At 56.8% G+C, this 18971-nt stretch carries 17 protein-coding genes; 4 read left to right on the top strand and 13 right to left on the bottom strand.

The features are described 5' to 3' along the window. Window positions 1–7 precede the first annotated feature (7 nt). The 5 genes from R6V78_RS15815 to R6V78_RS15795 form a co-directional block, all read right to left on the bottom strand. Window positions 8–1066 carry a DUF362 domain-containing protein gene (locus R6V78_RS15815; RefSeq protein WP_410290343.1) on the bottom strand — a complete coding sequence of 353 codons (1059 nt, stop codon included), beginning with the start codon at window positions 1064–1066 and terminating at the stop codon, window positions 8–10. 139 nt (window positions 1067–1205) lie between these two features. Further along, window positions 1206–2609: an amidophosphoribosyltransferase gene (locus R6V78_RS15810; RefSeq protein ID WP_410290342.1), complete on the bottom strand. Its 1404-nt coding sequence runs from the start codon at window positions 2607–2609 to the stop codon at window positions 1206–1208. Between the two features lie 306 nt (window positions 2610–2915). Beyond that, a complete protein-coding gene (locus tag R6V78_RS15805; protein ID WP_410290341.1) occupies window positions 2916–3230 on the bottom strand; it encodes an AzlD family protein in 315 nt (104 codons plus the stop codon). Continuing rightward, window positions 3227–3946: an AzlC family ABC transporter permease gene (locus R6V78_RS15800; RefSeq protein WP_410290340.1), complete on the bottom strand. Its 720-nt coding sequence runs from the start codon at window positions 3944–3946 to the stop codon at window positions 3227–3229. The genes R6V78_RS15805 and R6V78_RS15800 overlap by 4 nt, the downstream gene beginning before the upstream one ends. A 151-nt stretch (window positions 3947–4097) precedes the next feature. After that, a complete protein-coding gene (locus R6V78_RS15795; RefSeq protein ID WP_410290339.1) occupies window positions 4098–4751 on the bottom strand; it encodes a TetR/AcrR family transcriptional regulator in 654 nt (217 codons plus the stop codon). A 203-nt stretch (window positions 4752–4954) separates the two neighbouring features. Between R6V78_RS15795 and R6V78_RS15790 the strand changes: the two genes are divergently transcribed. Together R6V78_RS15790 and R6V78_RS15785 are read left to right on the top strand one after the other, a co-directional pair. Further along, complete coding sequence (locus R6V78_RS15790) at window positions 4955–6394, top strand: pyridoxal phosphate-dependent decarboxylase family protein (protein WP_410290338.1); 1440 nt, start codon at window positions 4955–4957, stop codon at window positions 6392–6394. 60 nt (window positions 6395–6454) lie between these two features. After that, complete coding sequence (locus R6V78_RS15785; RefSeq protein ID WP_410290337.1) at window positions 6455–7843, top strand: hypothetical protein; 1389 nt, start codon at window positions 6455–6457, stop codon at window positions 7841–7843. 51 nt (window positions 7844–7894) lie between these two features. On the opposite strand, the gene R6V78_RS15780 is transcribed toward R6V78_RS15785, so the two are convergent. Then, window positions 7895–9052 carry a M20 family metallopeptidase gene (locus R6V78_RS15780; RefSeq protein ID WP_410290336.1) on the bottom strand — a complete coding sequence of 386 codons (1158 nt, stop codon included), beginning with the start codon at window positions 9050–9052 and terminating at the stop codon, window positions 7895–7897. 73 nt (window positions 9053–9125) lie between these two features. Beyond that, window positions 9126–10034: a DMT family transporter gene (locus R6V78_RS15775; RefSeq protein ID WP_410290335.1), complete on the bottom strand. Its 909-nt coding sequence runs from the start codon at window positions 10032–10034 to the stop codon at window positions 9126–9128. Window positions 10035–10359: 325 nt separating this feature from the next. On the opposite strand from R6V78_RS15775, the gene R6V78_RS15770 reads away from it, so the two are divergent. Beyond that, window positions 10360–11334 (top strand): TAXI family TRAP transporter solute-binding subunit, encoded by a 975-nt coding sequence (locus tag R6V78_RS15770; RefSeq protein ID WP_410290334.1) that lies wholly within the window; start codon window positions 10360–10362, stop codon window positions 11332–11334. A gap of 90 nt (window positions 11335–11424) precedes the next feature. Continuing rightward, window positions 11425–13356 (top strand): TRAP transporter permease, encoded by a 1932-nt coding sequence (locus R6V78_RS15765; RefSeq protein ID WP_410290333.1) that lies wholly within the window; start codon window positions 11425–11427, stop codon window positions 13354–13356. A 104-nt stretch (window positions 13357–13460) separates the two neighbouring features. Here R6V78_RS15765 and R6V78_RS15760 read toward each other — a convergent pair whose 3' ends face one another. From R6V78_RS15760 to hemA, 6 genes are all read right to left on the bottom strand, one after another. Beyond that, complete coding sequence (locus R6V78_RS15760) at window positions 13461–14525, bottom strand: elongator complex protein 3 (protein WP_410290332.1); 1065 nt, start codon at window positions 14523–14525, stop codon at window positions 13461–13463. Between the two features lie 2 nt (window positions 14526–14527). Next, complete coding sequence (gene rnc, locus R6V78_RS15755) at window positions 14528–15241, bottom strand: ribonuclease III (RefSeq protein WP_410290331.1); 714 nt, start codon at window positions 15239–15241, stop codon at window positions 14528–14530. 2 nt (window positions 15242–15243) lie between these two features. Then, complete coding sequence (locus tag R6V78_RS15750; protein ID WP_410290330.1) at window positions 15244–16134, bottom strand: PHP domain-containing protein; 891 nt, start codon at window positions 16132–16134, stop codon at window positions 15244–15246. Next, window positions 16112–16474 carry an RNA polymerase-binding protein DksA gene (dksA, locus tag R6V78_RS15745; RefSeq protein WP_410290329.1) on the bottom strand — a complete coding sequence of 121 codons (363 nt, stop codon included), beginning with the start codon at window positions 16472–16474 and terminating at the stop codon, window positions 16112–16114. Before dksA ends, R6V78_RS15750 begins: the two co-directional genes overlap by 23 nt. A gap of 220 nt (window positions 16475–16694) precedes the next feature. Continuing rightward, window positions 16695–17633, bottom strand: a complete 939-nt coding sequence (gene fabD, locus R6V78_RS15740; protein ID WP_410290328.1) for an ACP S-malonyltransferase — start codon at window positions 17631–17633, stop codon at window positions 16695–16697. Further along, window positions 17630–18904: a glutamyl-tRNA reductase gene (gene hemA, locus R6V78_RS15735; RefSeq protein WP_410290327.1), complete on the bottom strand. Its 1275-nt coding sequence runs from the start codon at window positions 18902–18904 to the stop codon at window positions 17630–17632. The genes fabD and hemA overlap by 4 nt, the downstream gene beginning before the upstream one ends. Window positions 18905–18971 lie beyond the last annotated feature (67 nt).

The raw sequence follows: 18971 nt of genomic DNA, 5'->3' as shown, positions 1-18971 counted from the left end.
CTCCTCTTTAGATCAAGCCCCGCTCCTGGGCAATTTTCATATAGGTTTCGATTACATTTTTTGGGGGCAGGTACTGGCGCTCGACCGGTTTTTGCTTCAACAGTATGGCCTCGGTGGGGCAATCGGTGACGCACAGGCCGCAGCCGATGCAGCGGTCCGGGTTGACCCGGGCGGCTGCATCGACGGTGATGGCGTCCATCTGGCAGCGCGCCACACAAGCTTCGCAGGCCGTGCAAAGTTCTTCATTCACCTGGGCATAGTAGTTGGTGTGGACCACCTGGGCCGGCTTTTCCAGGGTCTTCAGGTTCTTAAGGATGCCGCAGCAGCAGCCGCAACACATGCAGATGTTCATGGGTTTTTGCTGGTTGCCCGGCTGGAGCACCAGACCGGCGTCGACGCCGGCCTTGAGAATTTGCAGGGCTTCGGCCTGGTTGATGGATCGGCCCAGGCCGTTTTGTTCATAGTAGTTCGCGCCGCCGCCGAAAATCAGACACACCTCCTGGGGTTTGTCGCAGCCTTTGCCTACCAGCTGCTGTTCTTTGCGGCAAATGCAGTTTGCAACCACGATCTTTGACTGGGAGTTGATGATGGCTTCAGCGGCTTCATAAGGTGTCACCGCCATGCCGGCGGCAATGCTTTTGGATACGGGCACCACCCGCAACTGTTTGGTTTTGACATTTAACCAGCCTTTTTTAAGCAAAGTGGGCATGTATTCGTTGACATCGCGCACCAGGCCTTCGTCCAGTCTGTTGAGATGATACTCCCAGATGCCCACTACGAATTGGGCGGCACTGTAAAGGTTCAGGTCTTTTTTGGTAATCCTGAAAATCAGGCCCTTGCGGGCCATCGACTCTAAAATCTCGGCCAATTTCCCTGCTTCCCTGCCGGTGCGCGCTGCAATGGCAGCCACCGGTTCGGGCATCATGGTCAGCGTCATGGCGAGGTCTGCTTCTTCGGCAGTGAACAACCGTTTTAGAATCCGTAGCTCCACGCCGGAATCGGTTCCCGGGAAGCCGGCGGGCAGACTGTTTAAATGGTTGGCCAGTTTCTGGTAGACATCGGTCATGGTCAGCTCCTTGGATATGATTTGTCCACTAATCGGTATATCAAGTCAACCGCGATTTTGCAGTGGGTCGGTTAGCGGGGTTTCGCAGAAAATGTTTCATGGCGTGCCCATCCAGAAAGCTTCGCTTTCTGGATGGGCGTTATGAATAGCTGCTGCCGTCCCAGCAATGCGTGCACAGCCGCTCCTTGGGCAGGCCGATGGCTGCCACCATGTCATCCATGCGCTGGTATTTCAAGGTGGTCAGGTGAAGCTGCCGGCGGATTTGACCGATCATGGCCAAATTCTTCTGCGAGCCATGGCGGGCGTATTCGTCAAGAAACTGGTCTTCGGCCCCTTCCAGTTTTTGAATCGCCTTGCGGCCGGCCAGGTCCAATGTGGATCGTGACGTGGAGAAGTTCAAAAACTCGCAGGGATGGATCAGGCAGGGGCAGGCCGGGCGCATATGCACCTCCTTGGCGCCGAAATCGAAAAGAATCTGCACGTTGTCACGCAATTGGGTGCCGCGCACGATGGAGTCCTCGCAAAAGAGAATGCGCTGGCCGTCGATGAGCTGGCGGACCGGGATCAGTTTCATGCGGGCCACCAGGTCGCGCATGGTCTGGTTCTGGGGCATGAAGCTTCGCGGCCAGGTGGGGGTGTATTTGACGAAGGGTCGCCGGTAGGGCAGTCTGCGCTGGTTGGCGTAGCCGAGCCCGTGGCCGATTCCCGAGTCCGGGATGCCGCCCACATAGTCCACGACATCGTCGTCATTTAGGGCCAGGGCCGCGCCACAGCGATTGCGGACCGCCTCCACATTGATGCCCTCATATTCAGAGGCCGGATACCCGTAGTAAATCCAAAGGAATGCGCATACCTGCATGCGGTTTCCGGGGGGCGCCTGCTGCGTCCAGCCGTCTGGGTGCATCCGGATGACTTCTCCAGGTCCCAGGCAGTGATCCACATCGTAGCCCAGGTTGGGAAAGGCGCAGGTTTCGGAGCTGACGGCAAAGGCCCCATTCCGACAGCCGATGGTCAAAGGGGTGCGTCCCAGCCGGTCGCGGGCGGCAAAGATGCCCTGTTCAGTGAGCAGGAGCATCGAACAGGATCCCTGGATGGCGTCCTGGGCGTTCTTGATGCCATCGACGAAATTGTCGGCTTCGCAGACCAGCATGGCCACGACCGCGGTGGGGTTCACCTCCCCGGCGGTGGTGTCGGAAAAGTAGCTTCGGCGCCTGAATGCTCGCTGGACGAGGGCCTCCTGGTTGTTGATCTTGCCCACGGTGACAATGCCGAAGGTGCCCAGGTGGGAGCCCACGATCAGGGGCTGGGGGTCGGTGTCGCTGATCACGCCGATGCCGAAATGGCCGTGAAAGCGGTTCAGTTCCGCTTCGAATTTGGTCCGGAAATAGCTGTTTTCGATATTGTGGATGGCCCGTTGGATGCCCGTGCCGTTGCAAACGGCCATCCCGCCGCGCCGGGTACCCAGGTGGGAGTGATAATCGGTGCCATAGTAAAGGTCGGCAACGCAGTCCGAAGTTGAAACAACGCCAAACAGTCCACCCATGAGACGCCCCTTTCGGATAGTTGTGAAACGGTTATTCGAACACCGTTGAAGGTTCGAAACAAACACTGAAAGGTCCGAGGTAAATGAAGCCGGACTGAAAATCAAGGGACAATGTTTTTTAAGTTATGCCGCAAGGGGTGCCGGGTGAAAACCAAAGATCTGATATGACAAATGCCCGTGCAGGCAGATTTGCGGTGTCGCGGTTCGAATGCACTGCGAATTACGAAGAAGCCGCTTGCCGGGTGGGTAGGGAAAAACTGAAACCGTGCTGAGCGATGCCAAATAGTACACTGGCGCAATTTTTTGTCAACCCAACAACCTACCGACCGCCACGATACCCATCCCGACCATCATGGCGAGCAGAATATTTTTTGTTCTCCAGGCGCACAGGGCGGTGGCCAGGGCGGCGGCGCCTCCCAGGACACCGGAGGAGAATATGCCCGGCGCCACTAGAGCGAGAAGAATGGTTCCGGGAAGGGTATCCATAAAACGTTTGAAGCCCCCTTTTCCAGGCAGTCTCTCCGCCAGAAGCAATCCCCCCAGACGCAGGCTGTAGGTGGCCAGCGCGGCTCCGGCGATGGCCAGCGCGATGGACAGGTTGGTGGTTGAAAAGGCGGTCATCTATTTGTCTCCCTGCCGGGGTTGGGCTGGGACCTATTTCTGCTTTGAAAAACAGTTTGAAGGGCAGGCGTCAATGCCCCGCCGATGCCGCCGATGACGATGTACCATTTGCCAGGCAGCCATCGTTCGGCGACCACCGCCAGCACAGCAGCCGTGATCCACGGCACGATATCTGATTTTCCCCGCCACATGCTCACCGTAAGGGCGGTAAAGACCGCCACGAAGGCGAAATCCAGGGCAAATCGCTCCGGTTGGCTGACCAACGCCCCGAGTTGGTGGCCCAGCAGGGTGCCCATGGACCAGACGCTGCACAGGCAGAGGCCCCCGCCCAGCAGAAAACCGGTGGTGGCGCCGCCGCTGCGATAGGCCGCCATGGTCACCGCCCAGTTTTCGTCGGCCACCAGGTGCATGATTGCGGCCTTGTGAGCCAGGGATTTCCCTCGAAACAGCGGGTTCAGGGACGCGCCGATGAGCAGATAGCGCATGTTGATGATCAATACGGCCAGGGTCATCTCCACCACGGGCAGAGGCGGCGCCCACATTTCCACCATGACAAACTGGGCGGAACCGGCGAAGACGGACAGGTTCATCGCCAGCAGTTGAAGCCACGTGAGTCCTTTCTGGGCGGCCAGCATCCCCAGAACACTGCCGTATGCGGCCACGCTGGCGCCCACCGGCAGGTTGGCTGCTGCGCCCTTGCGCATCTCTTCGATCATCTTGAAACACTCCCGATAGCCACCGTTTCCCGACCCGCTAAATGATTACAGATACAGTTTTTTAAAATAATATCAACCTATATACCGACGTGTCGGGGCAAAATGACCCCGCATGATCGTGCATGGTTCCATCACCCCATAATCTGGTGCTTCAGGGCTCCAATGCCAGCTCCACCATGCCCACGAATCGATCAAACAGCGCCTTGCGCCCGATAGCGAAGGCCCCTTCGAAGTTTTTTTCACGCATTCTCATTATTTTTATGACCCCGACGATCTGGCCACAGAGAATCAGCATGAGTTGGCGCGGGGATAGATCTCTTCTCACCCTGCCGCGAGCCATTCCCGCTTCGATGGATGCAGTCACCACAAGCGCCATGTCGACGGCCACCTGCTGACACCGTTGCAGGTGGGTGCCCGAATCTGCGGGAGCGGGCCGTTCAGGGTAGACGAAATAACGGCTCTCGTAGACCATCATCAGGTCGAGGTATTGCGGGTGGTCCGAAGAAAATTCAAAAAAGGCAAAGGCCAGTTCCCGCAGGCCGCTGCTGTTTGTTGGGGCCTTGTCGCGGGCCTGCTTTAAGGCCGTGTAAAGGCTTTCCAGCCCCCGCAACACCACTGCCAGAAAAATATCCTGCTTGTCTTGGAAATAGAGGTAGAGGGTGCGTTTGTTGTAGCCGGCGGCATCGGCAATGGCCGGCAAGGTGGTGCCGTCGTACCCGTTTTCGAAAAAGACCGCCTCGGCCATCTCCACGATGCGGCGTTTGCGCTGTTCCTGTTCCCAGGTTTTGCGATCCGCAGGGTGCATTGCCTTTGCCAGTGTGATTCAGACATTTGGTTTGACAACAACCAATGGTGAATGATATTTCACTATAGTAAATTATACAACACACCATTGAATAGCAACTTTTCCGGATTGCCGTCAAGGCACAAGATGAACGAACCGATCGCGTTTATCGCCTGACCCGCAAGCAGGCAAGCCGAAATCCCAACCCAATCGGGAGTGGTCGCATGGAGATTGCGCAAAATGGAATGACGCGGGAGGCCATCTTCGAACGGTTGGCCGAGCTTCGTAAAAACGACGCCAGGTGGCAGGAGGGACGCACCTATGGCTACATTTTCAATCCGGGCAGGGATGTGACCGAGGTGGGCAAGGCCGCCTACAGTGCTTTTCTTGCCGAGAACGGGCTCGACTTCACGGTATTCCCAAGCCTGATGCAGCTTGAGCGCGAGCTGGCCGGATTTGGCGCCAGGCATCTTCAGGGTGACCGCCAGGTCGTGGGTAATTTTACTTCCGGCGGTACCGAGAGCATCATCCTGGCGGTGAAAGCCGCCCGTGATTGCTACCGGGAAAAGCGCCCGGAGATCAGGCTGCCGGAGATGATCCTTCCGGCAACAGCCCACGCGGCCTTTCACAAGGCCGCTCACTACCTTGGCGTAAAGGCGGTGACGGTTTCCGTGGACCCGGCCTCCTTCCGGGCCGATGCCGGCAAGGTGCAAGAGGCCATCTGCGACAACACCATCATGATCGTGGGCTCTGCACCGTCTTATGCCCACGGGGTAGTGGATCCCATAGCGGATCTTGCCGCCCTGGCACAGCAAAGGGACCTGTGGATGCACACGGACGCCTGCATGGGCGGTTTTCTGCTGCCCTATTTCCGCCGACTGGGAGAACCGGTTCCCGACTTCGATTTCAGCGTTCCCGGGGTAACCTCTATCTCCGTGGATCTTCACAAATACGCCTATACGCCCAAGGGGGCATCCCTGATCCTTTACCGCAACAAAGCGCTGCGCAAGCACCAGATTTTCACCTGCTCACACTGGATCGGTTACTCCATCGTCAATAATGCGGTGCAGAGCAGTAAATCCGGTGGTCCCATGGCCGCTGCCTGGGCAGTGCTGAATTATGTCGGTGATGCGGGCTACCTGGAGATTGCCCGCAAAAAACTGGCGGCCGTCAAAAAAATCGTTGCCGGCATCCAGCGAATCGAAGGTCTGAGGCTGCTCACACATCCGGACATGAGCCTGGTTTCCTTTACTTCGGACGATGTGAACGTCTTTCATATTGTCGATGAAATGCACCAGCGGGGGTGGTATATTCAGCCATCATTTTCCTTCGACAACTCTCCGGCGCACATCCATCTGTCCATTAATGCGTCCAACGTGGGCTGGGAGGACGAATTGCTGAAAAACCTGGCCGAATGTGTCGTCATTGCCCGACGATTGCCTGATGGCACATTGGCCGGTCTGATCAAAGGGAGTCTGGAAGGGGTCGACCTGTCTGCGATTTCCGAGGCGGACATCATGGCCATGATGGCGGCAGCGGGGGTAAAGAACGGCGAGCTTCCCGGCCGAATGGCCGACATCAACGGCGTTCTGGACGCCCTCCCGGCAGCAGTGCGGGAAAAGGTGCTCAGCACCTTTGTCAACGACATGTTTTCACAGCTTTGAGTAAAATCCGACACCCTGGCTTGGAATCAGACGATCATCCCGCTTTTTAAGGAGAGAGTCATGCACAGCCCCTTCCCCTTTAACGGCATGCTGACCTTTGCTTTTCTGTCGTCTCTTTTGCTGGCTGGGGTCGGCCTCCGGGCCCGGATCGGTTTTTTCCAGCGATTCCTGGTGCCCAGCTGCCTCATCGGCGGTCTACTGGGACTGGTGTTGATGCATGCGGGAATGTCTACCCTTGACGCCGCCACCCTTGAGGCCTTTGCCTATCATTTTTTCAACATTTCCTTTATTTCGGTCGGGTTGACGGCAGGTGCAGAGAACGACAACCATCGGAAACAGGTTCAAAAGCTCCAGGGACCAGCCTGGATGGCCCTGATGCAGGGGTTGACCTTTCCCCTGCAGGCCGTGCTGGGCGGCTCTCTGACACTCCTGCTGGGGTGGTTGGGGCTGCAGCTTTTTCCCACCTTTGGCTTTTTGGTTCCACTTGGCTTCAACGAAGGTCCTGGACAGGCCCTTTCCATCGGCACGGTGTGGGAAGGCGCGGGATTCAGCGATGCCGCCACCATCGGGCTCACCTTTGCTGCCATCGGGTATTTTTTCGCATTTTTCGTGGGGGTTCCCCTGGTCAACCGGGGTATCCGCAAGGGGAGAGCCACCTTCGGACCCCGTTCCCTTCCCCGGGAAGTCCTCACGGGCTTTTATAAAGCGGACGATGTCAAGGAGTCGGCCGGCAGCCTCACCATCCACTCGGGCAATGCCGATACACTGGCTTTTCAGGCGGCCCTGGTGGGATGTGTGTACGGTATGACCTATCTGCTCATCAGCGCTATGGGTGGATTGCTGCCGGCCGATGTGTCCAAAATCCTGTGGGGCTTTTTTTTCTTTTTCGGTCTGGGGGTTGCTCTGTTGGTTAAATGGATCTTGTCGCGGACAGGGGTTCAATATCTGGTCGATGCAGGCGTTCAACGGCGCATCACCGGATGGTCTGTCGATTATCTGATGGTGGCCACGGTGGCGGCCATCCAATTGAAAATCGTCTGGGATTATCTCCTGCCGATCAGTCTGATGGCCCTGGTCAACGGCATTCTCACCACGGTTATGGTGGTATACCTCGGCAGGCGCCTGCGGGTCTACAGCCTGGAGCGCACCGCAGCCATTTACGGCGTCGTCACCGGCACCGTTTCCTGCGGACTGCTGTTGCTGCGCATCGTTGACCCGGATTTCAAAACTCCGGTCGCCTACGAAATCGCGGTGATGAATGTCTTTTCCCTGCCGGTCGTGGGCGGTTGCACGCTGCTGGTGAACGGTCCGCTGTGGTGGGGCTGGCCCCTGTGGATGGCCATTCTAGTTTTTATCGGTATCATGGGGGGTGTACTGATCCTGATGACGCTCATGGGACTGCTCAATGGTGCATCCGCTGCCGAACCCGTTGGCGCCGCCTCGAAATGACGGTCGTTGGATCGAGGGGCTGCCCGCTGGAATTGATTGAGACGCCGTGAGCTATTTGGAAATCCCCTGAATGTCGCTTGTGAAGCGGTCTAGAATGTCATACAGCCGCGCAAGGCTGCGGATATCCACGTGCTCATCCGTTGAATGCTGGCTGTTGTTGCCATCTGCCCCCCAGACGATGCCCGGGATGTTGAACTGACTCAGGAAGCGGGCGTCGCTTGCACCGTGGGCGATGCCGGTGCGGGTTCCCTTGGCCAGCGCCAGCAGACGGTCCAGGTAGGGCGACGGGGGACTGATGAACAAGGGTTCGCGCTCCTTGACGATCACCGTGCCGGACACGGCGGCCTGGATGCGCTGAACCAGATCATCCACATCGTCATTTTCGGTATAGCGGATATCGAAGATGGCTTCGGCCTGGTCGGGTACCTGGTTGACCGACCCACCGGCCTGGATGACCGACAGGTTCATGGTGCGATGCCAGTGTTCGGGTGCTTCCAGATCATCGAAAAAACACTTGATAATACGGCAGTCGTCGATCAATTTTTCGATTGCATTTTCACCCAGCCAGGGCCTTGCCCCATGGGCGGTTTTTCCGGTGGCCACGACTTTCAGCCGCAGGATGCCCTTTTCCTTGATCACGATCTTATCCACGCCGCCGCCGTCCAGGGCGATGCAGAAATCGCAGACGATCTCATCAAGGGCGCTGCGGGCACCGTGGATTCCACCAACTTCCTCGTCGCCGGTGATCAGTACACCCAGGGGAAGGGTTTCGTCATTCAGTCCCCTGCGGCGACCGGCTGTCAGACGATTTTTCAAAAGGACCATGGACAGGGCTGCGGCGTACTTGTCATCGATGGCCCCACGGCCGTAGAGTCTGCCATCCTTTTCAACGGGTTCGAACAATGGGTCGGTTGCGTCGACCACGTCGATGTGAGACATCAGCAACAGGGCGGCCCGGCCGCCAGCCGGGAGCGATCGAACCGATGGTACGCCATGGTTGTGCACGAGTGTGCAGGGAATATGGTGCCCAACGAACCAGGCTTCGATGAACCGGGCGCATTTTTGGATCTCTTCCTGCCGGCCATGGGTGGATTTGAAGCGAATCAGGTCCTTGGTCAGGTCAACAATCTCCTGCAAGGCCGCGGTTGATTTTTCAGCAAGGGTTTCGATGGGTATTCTCCTTGTGTCGGGACTGGCCGAAAAAAACATCGCTGCCGTGGTTGATGTTGCTGTCGGATGAATTGACCTTAGCGCATAACCGGTGTGAATGTAAACGCTTGGTTTAGCCGGTCGATGGGGGTGGTTCCCGTTCGCTGGTCGCACCGAAATAGATGGCCAACAGGGCCAGGCCCACGCCGGCCCAGGCCATGGTTGAGGTCTCGCGTGCAAAAAAGACCACATCCCAGATAAAGGCCAGGGCCGGCTGCAGCAAAAGCAGCAGCCCGGCTATTGCCGCCGGGATCCGGGGCAGAGAGTGGGTGATCAACAGCCACCCGACGGTTTGGCTCATCAGGCCGAGGGCGGCCAGGGAGACACCACTTTTAAGATTTGGGATGGCGAAGGATGTATCGGTGCGCACGATTTCCATGGCCAGGTACAGCGCAGTGGACGCTGAGACCACCATGAGGCTGAGCGCCGCCGATGGTTTGGATGCGTGGGATTGAAGTTTTCGCAGCACGATCAGGAATCCGGTGTAAAAAAAGGCGGTGGCCAAGCCGTAGGCGATGCCGATGCGGTAATCTGGACTCAGCGCTTCCCAGCGGATGCCCACAATCATGAAAAGGCCGGTCACCGCCAGCGGTACGGAGAATAGGAACCGAGGACTCAGCTGTTCCCGGTAAAGGACCACACCTGCCGCCGGCACCAGGAAAACCTCGAAGTTGCCTAAGATGGTGGCCAGTCCCGGGCCCACATAAGCAATGCTGCGGTGCCAGGTGTAAAGGTCCAGGGCGAAGAAGATCCCGGCCGTCAGGGACAACCCCAGGCAATGCCACCCGCGCCACAGCTTTTCCCTGCGCACGGCCAGAATGGCCAGCAGAAACAGTCCCCCGAAAAAGACCCGGTAAAAGGCCGAAACCGTGGGTGAAACGTCGGCCAGCTTGACCCACACTGCCGAGAAGCTGATCAGCATGGCACCGAGGGTGGTTCGCAACACTGCGTGCGATGATGCCCGAATATCGTCGCGGGGCATAGGTGCCGGGACCTCCTTTCTTTAAAATTCAGTTGTCAGGGCGTCCGAGAGATAACCAAACGCCATATCTATCAGGGTTTGTCGGTTGACGGCAACCGCTTAACGCCGCGCTTCAGGAAATTGAGTGCCGGGCAGGTTGCCGACGGTGGTTTTTTAGGGTGGTTGTAAGAATATTTCTGACACAACAATCAGAAATTCCCCCAATTGAACCTTTGTGCCGACCTTGTTAAGGTGTCAACTATAGGGAGTTGCCCTTTTTACGCTCCGTGGCGTTCGAAAAGACCTGTCGCCCCGGGGGAAACTAAAACACCTGCAGGAGGAACGAATGAGGAATAAACTTTTTACCGTTGCAGTCGGTGTTTGCGCAGTTTTTGTAATGACGATGGCCTTGTCGGCCGATGCCAATGCCAGAACGATCTACAAGTTCGGCGGCGGCCCTGCCGGAGGGGTCTTCCAATTCATGGCCGGCGGTATCGCCACCTATGGACCGGTTAAGGACATCCAGGAATTCAGGATTCTGGCGGGCGCGTCGGGGGGATCCACGGAGAACCTCAGAAAGGTCGACTCCGGCGCCTATGCGTTTGGGGTGACCTATTCCGGTGATATTTATCTGGCCCGCAACGGACTGATGACCAATGATCCCAAAAAATACGAAAATGTCATGGCGATGGCCTATTTTTACGGTGCGCCAGCCCAGCTCGTGATTAAAAAGGGCGGCGGGATCAAAAGCCTGAAAGACTTAGAGGGCAAAAAGGTCGGCGTGGGCAATGCCGGTTCGGGGGCCTTTGCCAACTGTGAACTGCTGTTCTCCCACATGGGCATCTGGGACAAGATCGAACGCAACGCCATGGGTTACAACGATGCGGCGGCGGCTTTCGGCAACAACCAGCTGGACGCCTTCTGGCTGTTTGTCGGCTATCCTTCCGGTGCCGTGATCATGGCCGCCCAGCAGAACGACATCGAACTCCTGCCGCTATACACGGAAGCCGCGGCCGCCGGATACTTTGAAAAATATCCCTGGCTGTCAAGAGTCGATATTCCCGCAGGCACTTACAAAGGTGTCGACGCACCTGTCCCCACCTTTCAGGATTCCGCCCTGTGGACCGCCAACAAGGATGTTCCTTCGGACGTCGTCTACCAGCTGCTGTCCAAGATTTTTACTCCCGAGGGGCTGGCCCATATGGTCAACATTAATAAAGCCGCCCGGTCCATGAGCGTTGAAGACGGCATTAAAGGGGTGGCAACACCACTGCATCCGGGGGCCGAGAAGTTCTGGAAAGAAAAAGGCGTAATTAAATAAATCCCGCCAATCCGGGGCCGGCGGTGCAAGCCGCGGCCCCTTTTTCCCATTGTTTACATATAACCATTTTGCAACAAGGCAGGGGCCGCCGTGTACGATCAACTCAAGCGATCCGAACAGATTGTTTTCGATGTGCTTTCGGTCATGCTGGTGCTGTTCTACTCCTATGCCGCCATCGTTCAACCGGCATCGACTGAATATCACCGCGGGATTTATGTGATCATCACCTATGTGCTCGTATTTTTGCTGTACAAATCCAAATCCGTTGTCATGCGGGTGGTTGACTACATTCTGATCCTGCTTTCCATCGTCTGCATCGGTTACTGGATCTTCAATTTCGAGGCCATCAACTACCGCACGGGCGCGGAAAATGCGCTGGACAAGACCGTTGCGGTGGTCGGCGTGCTCATCGGCATCGAACTGGCCCGGCGGGTGGTGGGCAACGCCTTCGTGATCATCGGCGCGGTGATGCTGCTTTACGGCGTATACGGACCCTATGCACCGGACCTGTTCGCCCATCCGGGGGACACCTTGCCCAACCTGTGCACCACCATTTACTACATGAGCGACGGTGTCTTCGGCATCATGGCCAACGTGCTGGCCACCTACGTGATCCTCTTCGTGATTTTCGGGGCCTTTCTGGAGAAGAGCGGCGCCCAGAAGTTTTTTATTGATTGGCCCCTGGCCGCGGTGGGCCACAAGATCGGCGGTCCGGCCAAGGTGTCGGTCATCGCCAGCGGCCTGTTCGGCTCCATCTCCGGCAGCGCCATTGCCAACACGGTCTCCACGGGAACGTTCACCATCCCCATGATGAAGCGGGCCGGTTTCCGGCCGCATATCGCCGGCGGCATCGAGCCGGCGGCGTCCATCGGCGGCATGTTCATGCCCCCGATCATGGGTGCCGGCGGGTTCATCATGGCCGAACTGACCGGTGTGCCCTACTCGACCATCATGCTGGTGGGCCTTTTCCCGGCTTTCATGTACTTTTTCAGTGTGTTTGTCATGGTGCACTACGAAGCCAAGATTTACAACATCGTGGGTGAACGCTCCGAACACAGCGCCATGGCGATCCTCAAAAAAGAGTGGTTCTACACCTTGCCGCTGCTTGTCATCACCGTCTTCATGCTGGCCGGTTATTCCCCCGGCTATTCGGCTATCCTGGGCATGGCCACCTGCATCGTCGTCAGCTACAAATATGACGAAAATCGCATGGACAAGACCTTGGCGGTGATCACCGTGCTGGTGGTGGTCTCGCAACTGATCGCCCTGTTCTTGAGCAAAACCGTTGGACCCGAGGCTGCCAGAAGTTTTACCCGGATGTTTTCCGAAAAGGAAATGGTGATCGTCGGCATCGTTGCGTGCATCATCTGGTATGGGCTTAAAAAAGAGCGCCGACCGGCAATCAAGGTGGGACTGAAGCGCTTTTTGGACGCCTCCCGATCCGGAACGGAAAACAGCCTCAAAATCGGCGCCACCATCGGCGTCATCGGCATCATCATCGGCGTCCTGACCTATACCGGCCTGGTGTTGACCTTTGCCGACATTGTCATCGAACTGGCCGGCGGATCGCTGGTGATGACGATCTTCCTGATCGCGCTGGCATCCCTGGTTCTGGGTATGGGTGTGCCGGTGACTGCGGCCTACCTGATCACGGCCGTGGTGGCCGTTCCCGCCCTGACGCATCTGGGGGTCAACGAGATCGCCGCCCACATGATCGTCTACTGGCTGTCACAGGATTCCAACATCACCCCGCCGGTGTGCATCGCGGCATTTGCCGGAGCTACCATTGCCAAGGCCAATATGTGGCGCACGGCCTTTGCGTCCTTCAAGTTCGCCAAGTTTCTCTACCTGGGACCGTTTCTGTTCGCCTATGTGCCGGCTTTCTCGCTGAACGGCAGCGCCATGGATATCATCAAGGCCTTCATTTTGATTATATTTGCCACCTGGTTATATTCTTACATTTTGAGCGGAATTTGGATCCGGCAAATTAGGGCGTGGTTCAAGAAAGCCCCTGCCGCCTGATCCATTCCCGGAAGACGCGTTCGCGAAACCCCTTCCTGTTCACCAAAAAAACCTTCGCCCTATCGGGTGGGGGTTTTCTGGTTTAGAGGCTTCGTAACGCGAACCTATGGCAGGGCAACGTGATGGTTGGCGACCATCAGATGGTTTTTTTCCATATCCCCATCCTGATGCAGGATTATTTTTTTCAGATCAAAGGTGCTCTGCCAACGGCAGATATTTTTTTTGTTCAGGCCCTGAACGCGGGAAACCATGGTTGGATGGGCGGTGATGATCAGGGGGTCCGGCTGTTTTTCCATCCTGTACAGTGTGGATGAAATGGCATCGAAGACGATTTCCCCGTGCACCAGATGGCCAAAGGCCGGGTGGAAGGGGCCGGCGATATACTCGCCCGCCCGGGTCAATCCGTCCGATGCCTGCAGCCCCATGCGGACCACCGGGATGTGCCGGGCTTTGAAATAAAGATACAGCCGTTTTACCAGGCTGATACACGCGTCCAGTGCCATGGGCTGGTAGCCGCCGCCTCTGAACCGTCCAGCCAATGGGCTGCCGTTAAGGACCAGGGTGGGATAGATCCTGACAAAATCCGGCTGCAACACGGCCATCTGGTGGGCCGTTTCCATGGCGCCCGCGTCGTCGTCCGCAGGAAGCCCGACCATCATCTGCAGGCCCAACTGGTAGCCCCGCCCTTTGATCAGGCCGGCAGCCTTGACCGTGTCCGACGCCCGGTGCCCCCGTTCGACAGCATCGAGAACCCGGTTGTTCATGGATTGAACACCTAACTCCACCGTGGAGACCGGAAAGGGTTCCAGCAGGCTCAGGGTTTTTTGATACACCGTGTCCGGTCGTGTGGAGAAACGGATGCTGTCCACCGCATTCGCCCGCACAAAGGGCATGGCCGCTTCCAGCAAAGAGAGGACAGATCCTTTTTCAAGCCCCAGAAAACTGCCGCCGAAAAATGAAATCTGGGTCGTGGAGGGGCGTTTTTTCCCGTATTTTAAAAAACGGTTCACTTCCGTTTGGATCCGGGCCACAGAAGGCATCCGTGTGCTCTTGCCCGTGATGGCCTGTTGGTTGCAGAAAATGCACCGGTGGGGGCATCCCAGGTGGGGGATGAATAACGGAATGATCAGGGGCCGGCCGGCGCTATCGGCCTCATCAGGGGGTCCCATGGTCAAAGAGATCGGTCCAGAAGTTCAAGTCCGGCCCGGGCGGCTTCCTGTTCGGCCAATTTTTTACTTTTTCCATCGCCCTCGGCAGTGATCCCGGCCACGGTCATCCGAACCCGGAAGGTCTTGTCGTGATCCGGTCCGCTCTCATCGACCACCTGATAACGGGGTACTTCGTGATGGGTTGACTGGACGCATTCCTGAAGCCTGCTCTTGTAGTCGGTTTCAAGGCGATTGCCGGATGCTGAGCGCAATCGTTCACGAAACTGAATTTCCACAAATCTAAACGCGGCATCGAATCCACCGTCAAGATAGATGGCGGCGATAATTGCTTCGACGGCATCGGCCAGAATGGAGTTTTTGTTTCTGCCGTCGGTCAGTACTTCGCCTTTTCCCAGCAATAAATGGGGACCAAGGCCGACCTCCCGGGCAATGGCGGCCAGTTGGACTTCATTGACCAGCTGTGCCCGGTTACGGGACAATTCTCCTTCGGCAAGATCCGGGTACCGCCTCATCAAAAGCTGGCTGATGGCCAGATTCAACACGGCGTCGCCTAAAAATTCCAGCCGTTCGTTGCTGACCAGGCTGGACTGGGGTTGTTCATTGACATACGAGGTGTGGCAAAGGGCGCTGGTCAACTGCTCGGGCGTTTTGAAATGGTAGCCCAGAGCCGTCTGCAGGCGATCGTTGGCTGCGTTTTCAGGGCTCGACACGCGCATGGTCATCGTTCCAGATTTGCAGCCAGGGCTTGGTAGAGCGCATAGGGCACATGAAAGCCGCCCCTACCGATGCCCATTTGAATGCCTGGCGTAACCTCACCGTGGAAATCCGTCCCGCCGGTGATCAACAGGTTGTGTTTCAGGGCCAGGCGGCAATACTCGGCGGTAGCTGCTTCCGGGTGATCGGGATAAATGGCCTCGATGCCCTTCAATCCCATGGATTGCAGTGTCAACAGAAAGGCCTCGAACGCTTCCGGGTCGGTCATACCGGTCAGATGGGGATGGGCCAGCACAGCCACGCCACCGGCCTGGTTGATGGCGGCAATTGCGTCGCCCATGGGAACGCGGAATTTTTCGACATAGGCAGGCCTGTTTCTTCCTAGAAACCGGTCGAAGGCGTCGTCAATGGAATGCGCCATTCCTTTTTTAACCATCAACTGGGCAATGTGGGCGCGTCCGGCAACGGCATCGCCGACGATACTGGCCAATTCGTCGGTGTCCATAGCCATTCCCAGGCTGGCGAGTCGGGAAATGATTTGCGGATTCCTGTTTTTCCTTGCGTTTTGCAGCACGTCGAGAAGTTGATTGAGTGCACAATTGCGGGGGTCTATCCCGTAACCGAGAATATGGATGCTGCCGTTCAGGCCACATCCGGTTGGCGCCGCGGCGCTGACCTCGATGCCGGTCAAAAACGCGAGCGTCGCTGGAATGCCGGCGGCCATGGCGGCAATTGAACCGCCGAGGGTGTCGTGGTCTGTGATGGAGACGGCTTTCAGGCCCAGCCGGTCCGCCATCGCAAGAATCTGTGATGGCGTCAGGGAGCCGTCAGAAGCCGTTGAATGGACATGCAGATCGATGCCGGCAGATAAATCAGATGCCAAGGGCTTTCTCAAAAGCTTCCTCTTTGGTTTTGCAATCGATGCACTGCGTGGTGACCGGTCGCGCCTTGAGACGCTCTACGGAGATGTCTTCACCACATGTTTCGCAGATACCAAAGGTGCCGCCTTCGATGCGATCAAGTGCTTTTTTCACTTTCTTGATCAGCTTGTGCTCACGGTCGCGTATTCTCAACATGAAGTTGCGATCCGATTCCAGTGCCGCCCGATCCGTGGGGTCCGGAAAATTCTCCTTTTGTTCCGTCATGTCCGAAACGGTTTCACCGGCGTGACTCAGCAGTTCCTGCAGCCGCTTTTGAAGGAGTGCTTCAAAAAATTTCAGGTCTTTTTTGTTCATCGCTCAATCCTGCTCAAGTGAAGTTGACTGTTTTTAACAAAAAAGGGAAAGCTAACACAAGCATATGGAGGTGTAAAGTGTTTTTGTCGCCTGGATTGATGCCGAAAACGGCGTTATTATCGAATTTTTTCAAATATTTGACATTTAACTGGGCATCGTGGGGCAACAGGGCGAGTCTTTTTAAGACATGTTTGTTTGGTATTTCTGCATGTTTTTTCCTTCAAAGGATTTCGGATACCAGGTTCTCAAGGGTTTTCAAATTGCTGACCGTGAAGGCGGCATACGCATAATCCGCCGGAATGATTTTTTTCAGCAGCCCCGTGAGCACTTTGCCGGGGCCCACCTCCACGAACACCGTCACCGCTTCAGCCATCATCCGGCGGATCGTATCGTACCATCTCACCGGACTGCACAGCTGCAGAGCCATGAGGCGTTTGATCGCTTCCCCGTCATTGCAGCTGTCTGCGGTAACATTGTGAATGATTGTGTTGCCTGGCTTATTGAACTGAAGCGTGTCCAGAAAGGCTGTGAATTCATCTTCGGCGCCCTTGACCAGATTGCTGTGCCAGGCTCCGCTCACCTTGAGGGGAATGGCCCGGGCCCCTTTCGATTTGGCAGCTTCCGAGACCGCCGTCACCGCTTCGGGGCTTCCGGTGATGACGATCTGCTGCTCGGAATTGTGGTTGGCGACGGAAACCACGCCGGTTTGCCGGCCGCCTTTCACCAATTCCGCCACGGTTTCGATGTCCAATCCCACGATGGCGCTCATGGCACCCTTATGTTTCAATGATTCGCGGTGCATCAACTCGCCGCGCTTGAACACGAGACGTAGGGTGTCGCCCATGGAGGCTACCCCGGCTGAAGTCAGCGCACTGTATTCGCCCAGACTGTGGCCCGCGGAGAGACTGCAGGCGATGCCTGCACGTTGAATGGCGGTCAGGCAGGCCAGGTTGACGGCGGTAACCGCCGGCTGAAGATTGACCGTTTCCGTCAAGGTTTCCATCGGACCCTGGAAACAGTATCGGGAAATGGGGCTGCCGGCAATGTCATCGGCCGCGTTGAAGATCTCCCGGACGAAATCGTATTCCTGAAACAGGTCCTGCCCCATGCCCACCGCCTGAGACCCCTGCCCGGGAAATAGGAAGGCAATTTTGTTCAATGGTTTTCCTCCAGATTGAAGAGTTTTCGCGTCAGGTCCAGAAGGGTGGATTTATTGCCCTGACAACCATCTTTCTTTAAAAAATCAGTGGGTTCGTGAAGAATTTTTTTTACCAGTGTGCCTGTCATGCGTTCGATGGCGCGCTTGTCGGTTTCGGTAAGATGACTCAGCGCTCCCAGGGTTTTTTCCAACTCCTGCCTGGCCATGGCCTCCACCTTGCCGCGCAGAGAGACAATCGTCGGCACGACCTCCAGGGTGTCGTACCATTTGAGAAATCCGATAACCGCCTCATCGATGATTCGATGGGCTTTGACGGCCTCACGCTGCCGGTCTTCCATGTTGTCATCCACGATGCCCTTCAGGTCGTCGATGTCGTACACATAGGCATTGCTGATCCGGTTGATGGCCGGATCGATGTCTCGGGGAACGGCGATGTCGATAAAGAAGAGACTGCGGTTGCGGCGAACCTTCATGGCTTCCTTGATCTGTTCTTTGCCAAGCACATAACCGGTGGCGCCGGTTGAGCTGATGACGATGTCCACCGTCTTCATGCAGTCGATAATTTCTTCGAATTTTATCGCTTTTCCACGGAAGCGCGCGGCCAGCTCGACGCCCCGCGCAAAGGTACGGTTGGCCACGGTAATGGTGCCGGCGCGGTTGCGGATCAGATGCTCGACGGCCAGTTCAGCCATTTCTCCGGCACCGATCAGCATGACCCGTTTGCCGTCCAACTCACCGAAAATTTTCTTCCCCAGTTCGACGGCGGCGTAGCTGATGCTGACCGCGTGATCGCCGATACCGGTTTCCGTGCGCACCTTTTTGGCCACGAAGAAGGTGCGATGGAGCAGCTTGTTGAGGATTACACCCGAGGTCTTCTCCAGGGTTGCCCTGCGATAGGCCGCTTTCATCTGGCCGAGGATCTGAGGCTCGCCCACCACCATTGAGTCCAGGCTGGCGGCCACTTGAAAGGTGTGTCGTACGGCTTCTTCACCGATATACTGGTAAAGAGAATTCTCAAACTGGGAGAGGGGCACCTTCTTGAAATCGGCGATGAATTGCTTGGCAAGGGATAACGCCGCCTCGCGCTCGTCGACGGCCATGAGCAATTCGATCCGGTTGCAGGTGGAAAAAAGAACGGATTCGCCGATGGCGGGGTTCTCCCGAAGCATCATCAGCGCCCGGGCAGTCTCGTCCGCCGTAAAGGCGATGCATTCCCGAACGTCCACGGGAGCGGTTCTATGATTCAGTCCAAGCAGTACAATATCGCGCATGGTTCATTATCACTGTCGACTCCCGGCGGGCGGCATCTGCAGCCCAAGGAGCCGGTTGCTTATGGTG

Source organism: Desulfosarcina sp. (assembly GCF_046496365.1).
Classification (GTDB): Bacteria; Desulfobacterota; Desulfobacteria; order Desulfobacterales; family Desulfosarcinaceae; genus Desulfosarcina.
The sequence above is the reverse complement of the archived record's forward strand: the minus strand, read 5'-3'. Positions and strand labels throughout refer to the sequence as shown.

Bases quoted from the DNA above. Each gene is read 5' to 3' on its own strand.
- R6V78_RS15810 (WP_410290342.1), bottom strand. From the start codon at position 2,609: ATGGGTGGACTGTTTGGCGTTGTTTCAACTTCGGACTGCGTTGCCGAC.
- R6V78_RS15775 (WP_410290335.1), bottom strand. From the start codon at position 10,034: ATGCCCCGCGACGATATTCGGGCATCATCGCACGCAGTGTTGCGAACC.
- R6V78_RS15815 (WP_410290343.1), bottom strand. From the start codon at position 1,066: ATGACCGATGTCTACCAGAAACTGGCCAACCATTTAAACAGTCTGCCC.
- hemA (WP_410290327.1), bottom strand. From the start codon at position 18,904: ATGCGCGATATTGTACTGCTTGGACTGAATCATAGAACCGCTCCCGTG.
- dksA (WP_410290329.1), bottom strand. From the start codon at position 16,474: ATGAACAAAAAAGACCTGAAATTTTTTGAAGCACTCCTTCAAAAGCGG.
- R6V78_RS15760 (WP_410290332.1), bottom strand. From the start codon at position 14,525: ATGGGACCCCCTGATGAGGCCGATAGCGCCGGCCGGCCCCTGATCATT.
- R6V78_RS15770 (WP_410290334.1), top strand. From the start codon at position 10,360: ATGAGGAATAAACTTTTTACCGTTGCAGTCGGTGTTTGCGCAGTTTTT.
- R6V78_RS15790 (WP_410290338.1), top strand. From the start codon at position 4,955: ATGGAGATTGCGCAAAATGGAATGACGCGGGAGGCCATCTTCGAACGG.
- R6V78_RS15780 (WP_410290336.1), bottom strand. From the start codon at position 9,052: ATGTTTTTTTCGGCCAGTCCCGACACAAGGAGAATACCCATCGAAACC.
- R6V78_RS15800 (WP_410290340.1), bottom strand. From the start codon at position 3,946: ATGATCGAAGAGATGCGCAAGGGCGCAGCAGCCAACCTGCCGGTGGGC.
- R6V78_RS15785 (WP_410290337.1), top strand. From the start codon at position 6,455: ATGCACAGCCCCTTCCCCTTTAACGGCATGCTGACCTTTGCTTTTCTG.
- R6V78_RS15795 (WP_410290339.1), bottom strand. From the start codon at position 4,751: ATGCACCCTGCGGATCGCAAAACCTGGGAACAGGAACAGCGCAAACGC.
- R6V78_RS15805 (WP_410290341.1), bottom strand. From the start codon at position 3,230: ATGACCGCCTTTTCAACCACCAACCTGTCCATCGCGCTGGCCATCGCC.
- rnc (WP_410290331.1), bottom strand. From the start codon at position 15,241: ATGCGCGTGTCGAGCCCTGAAAACGCAGCCAACGATCGCCTGCAGACG.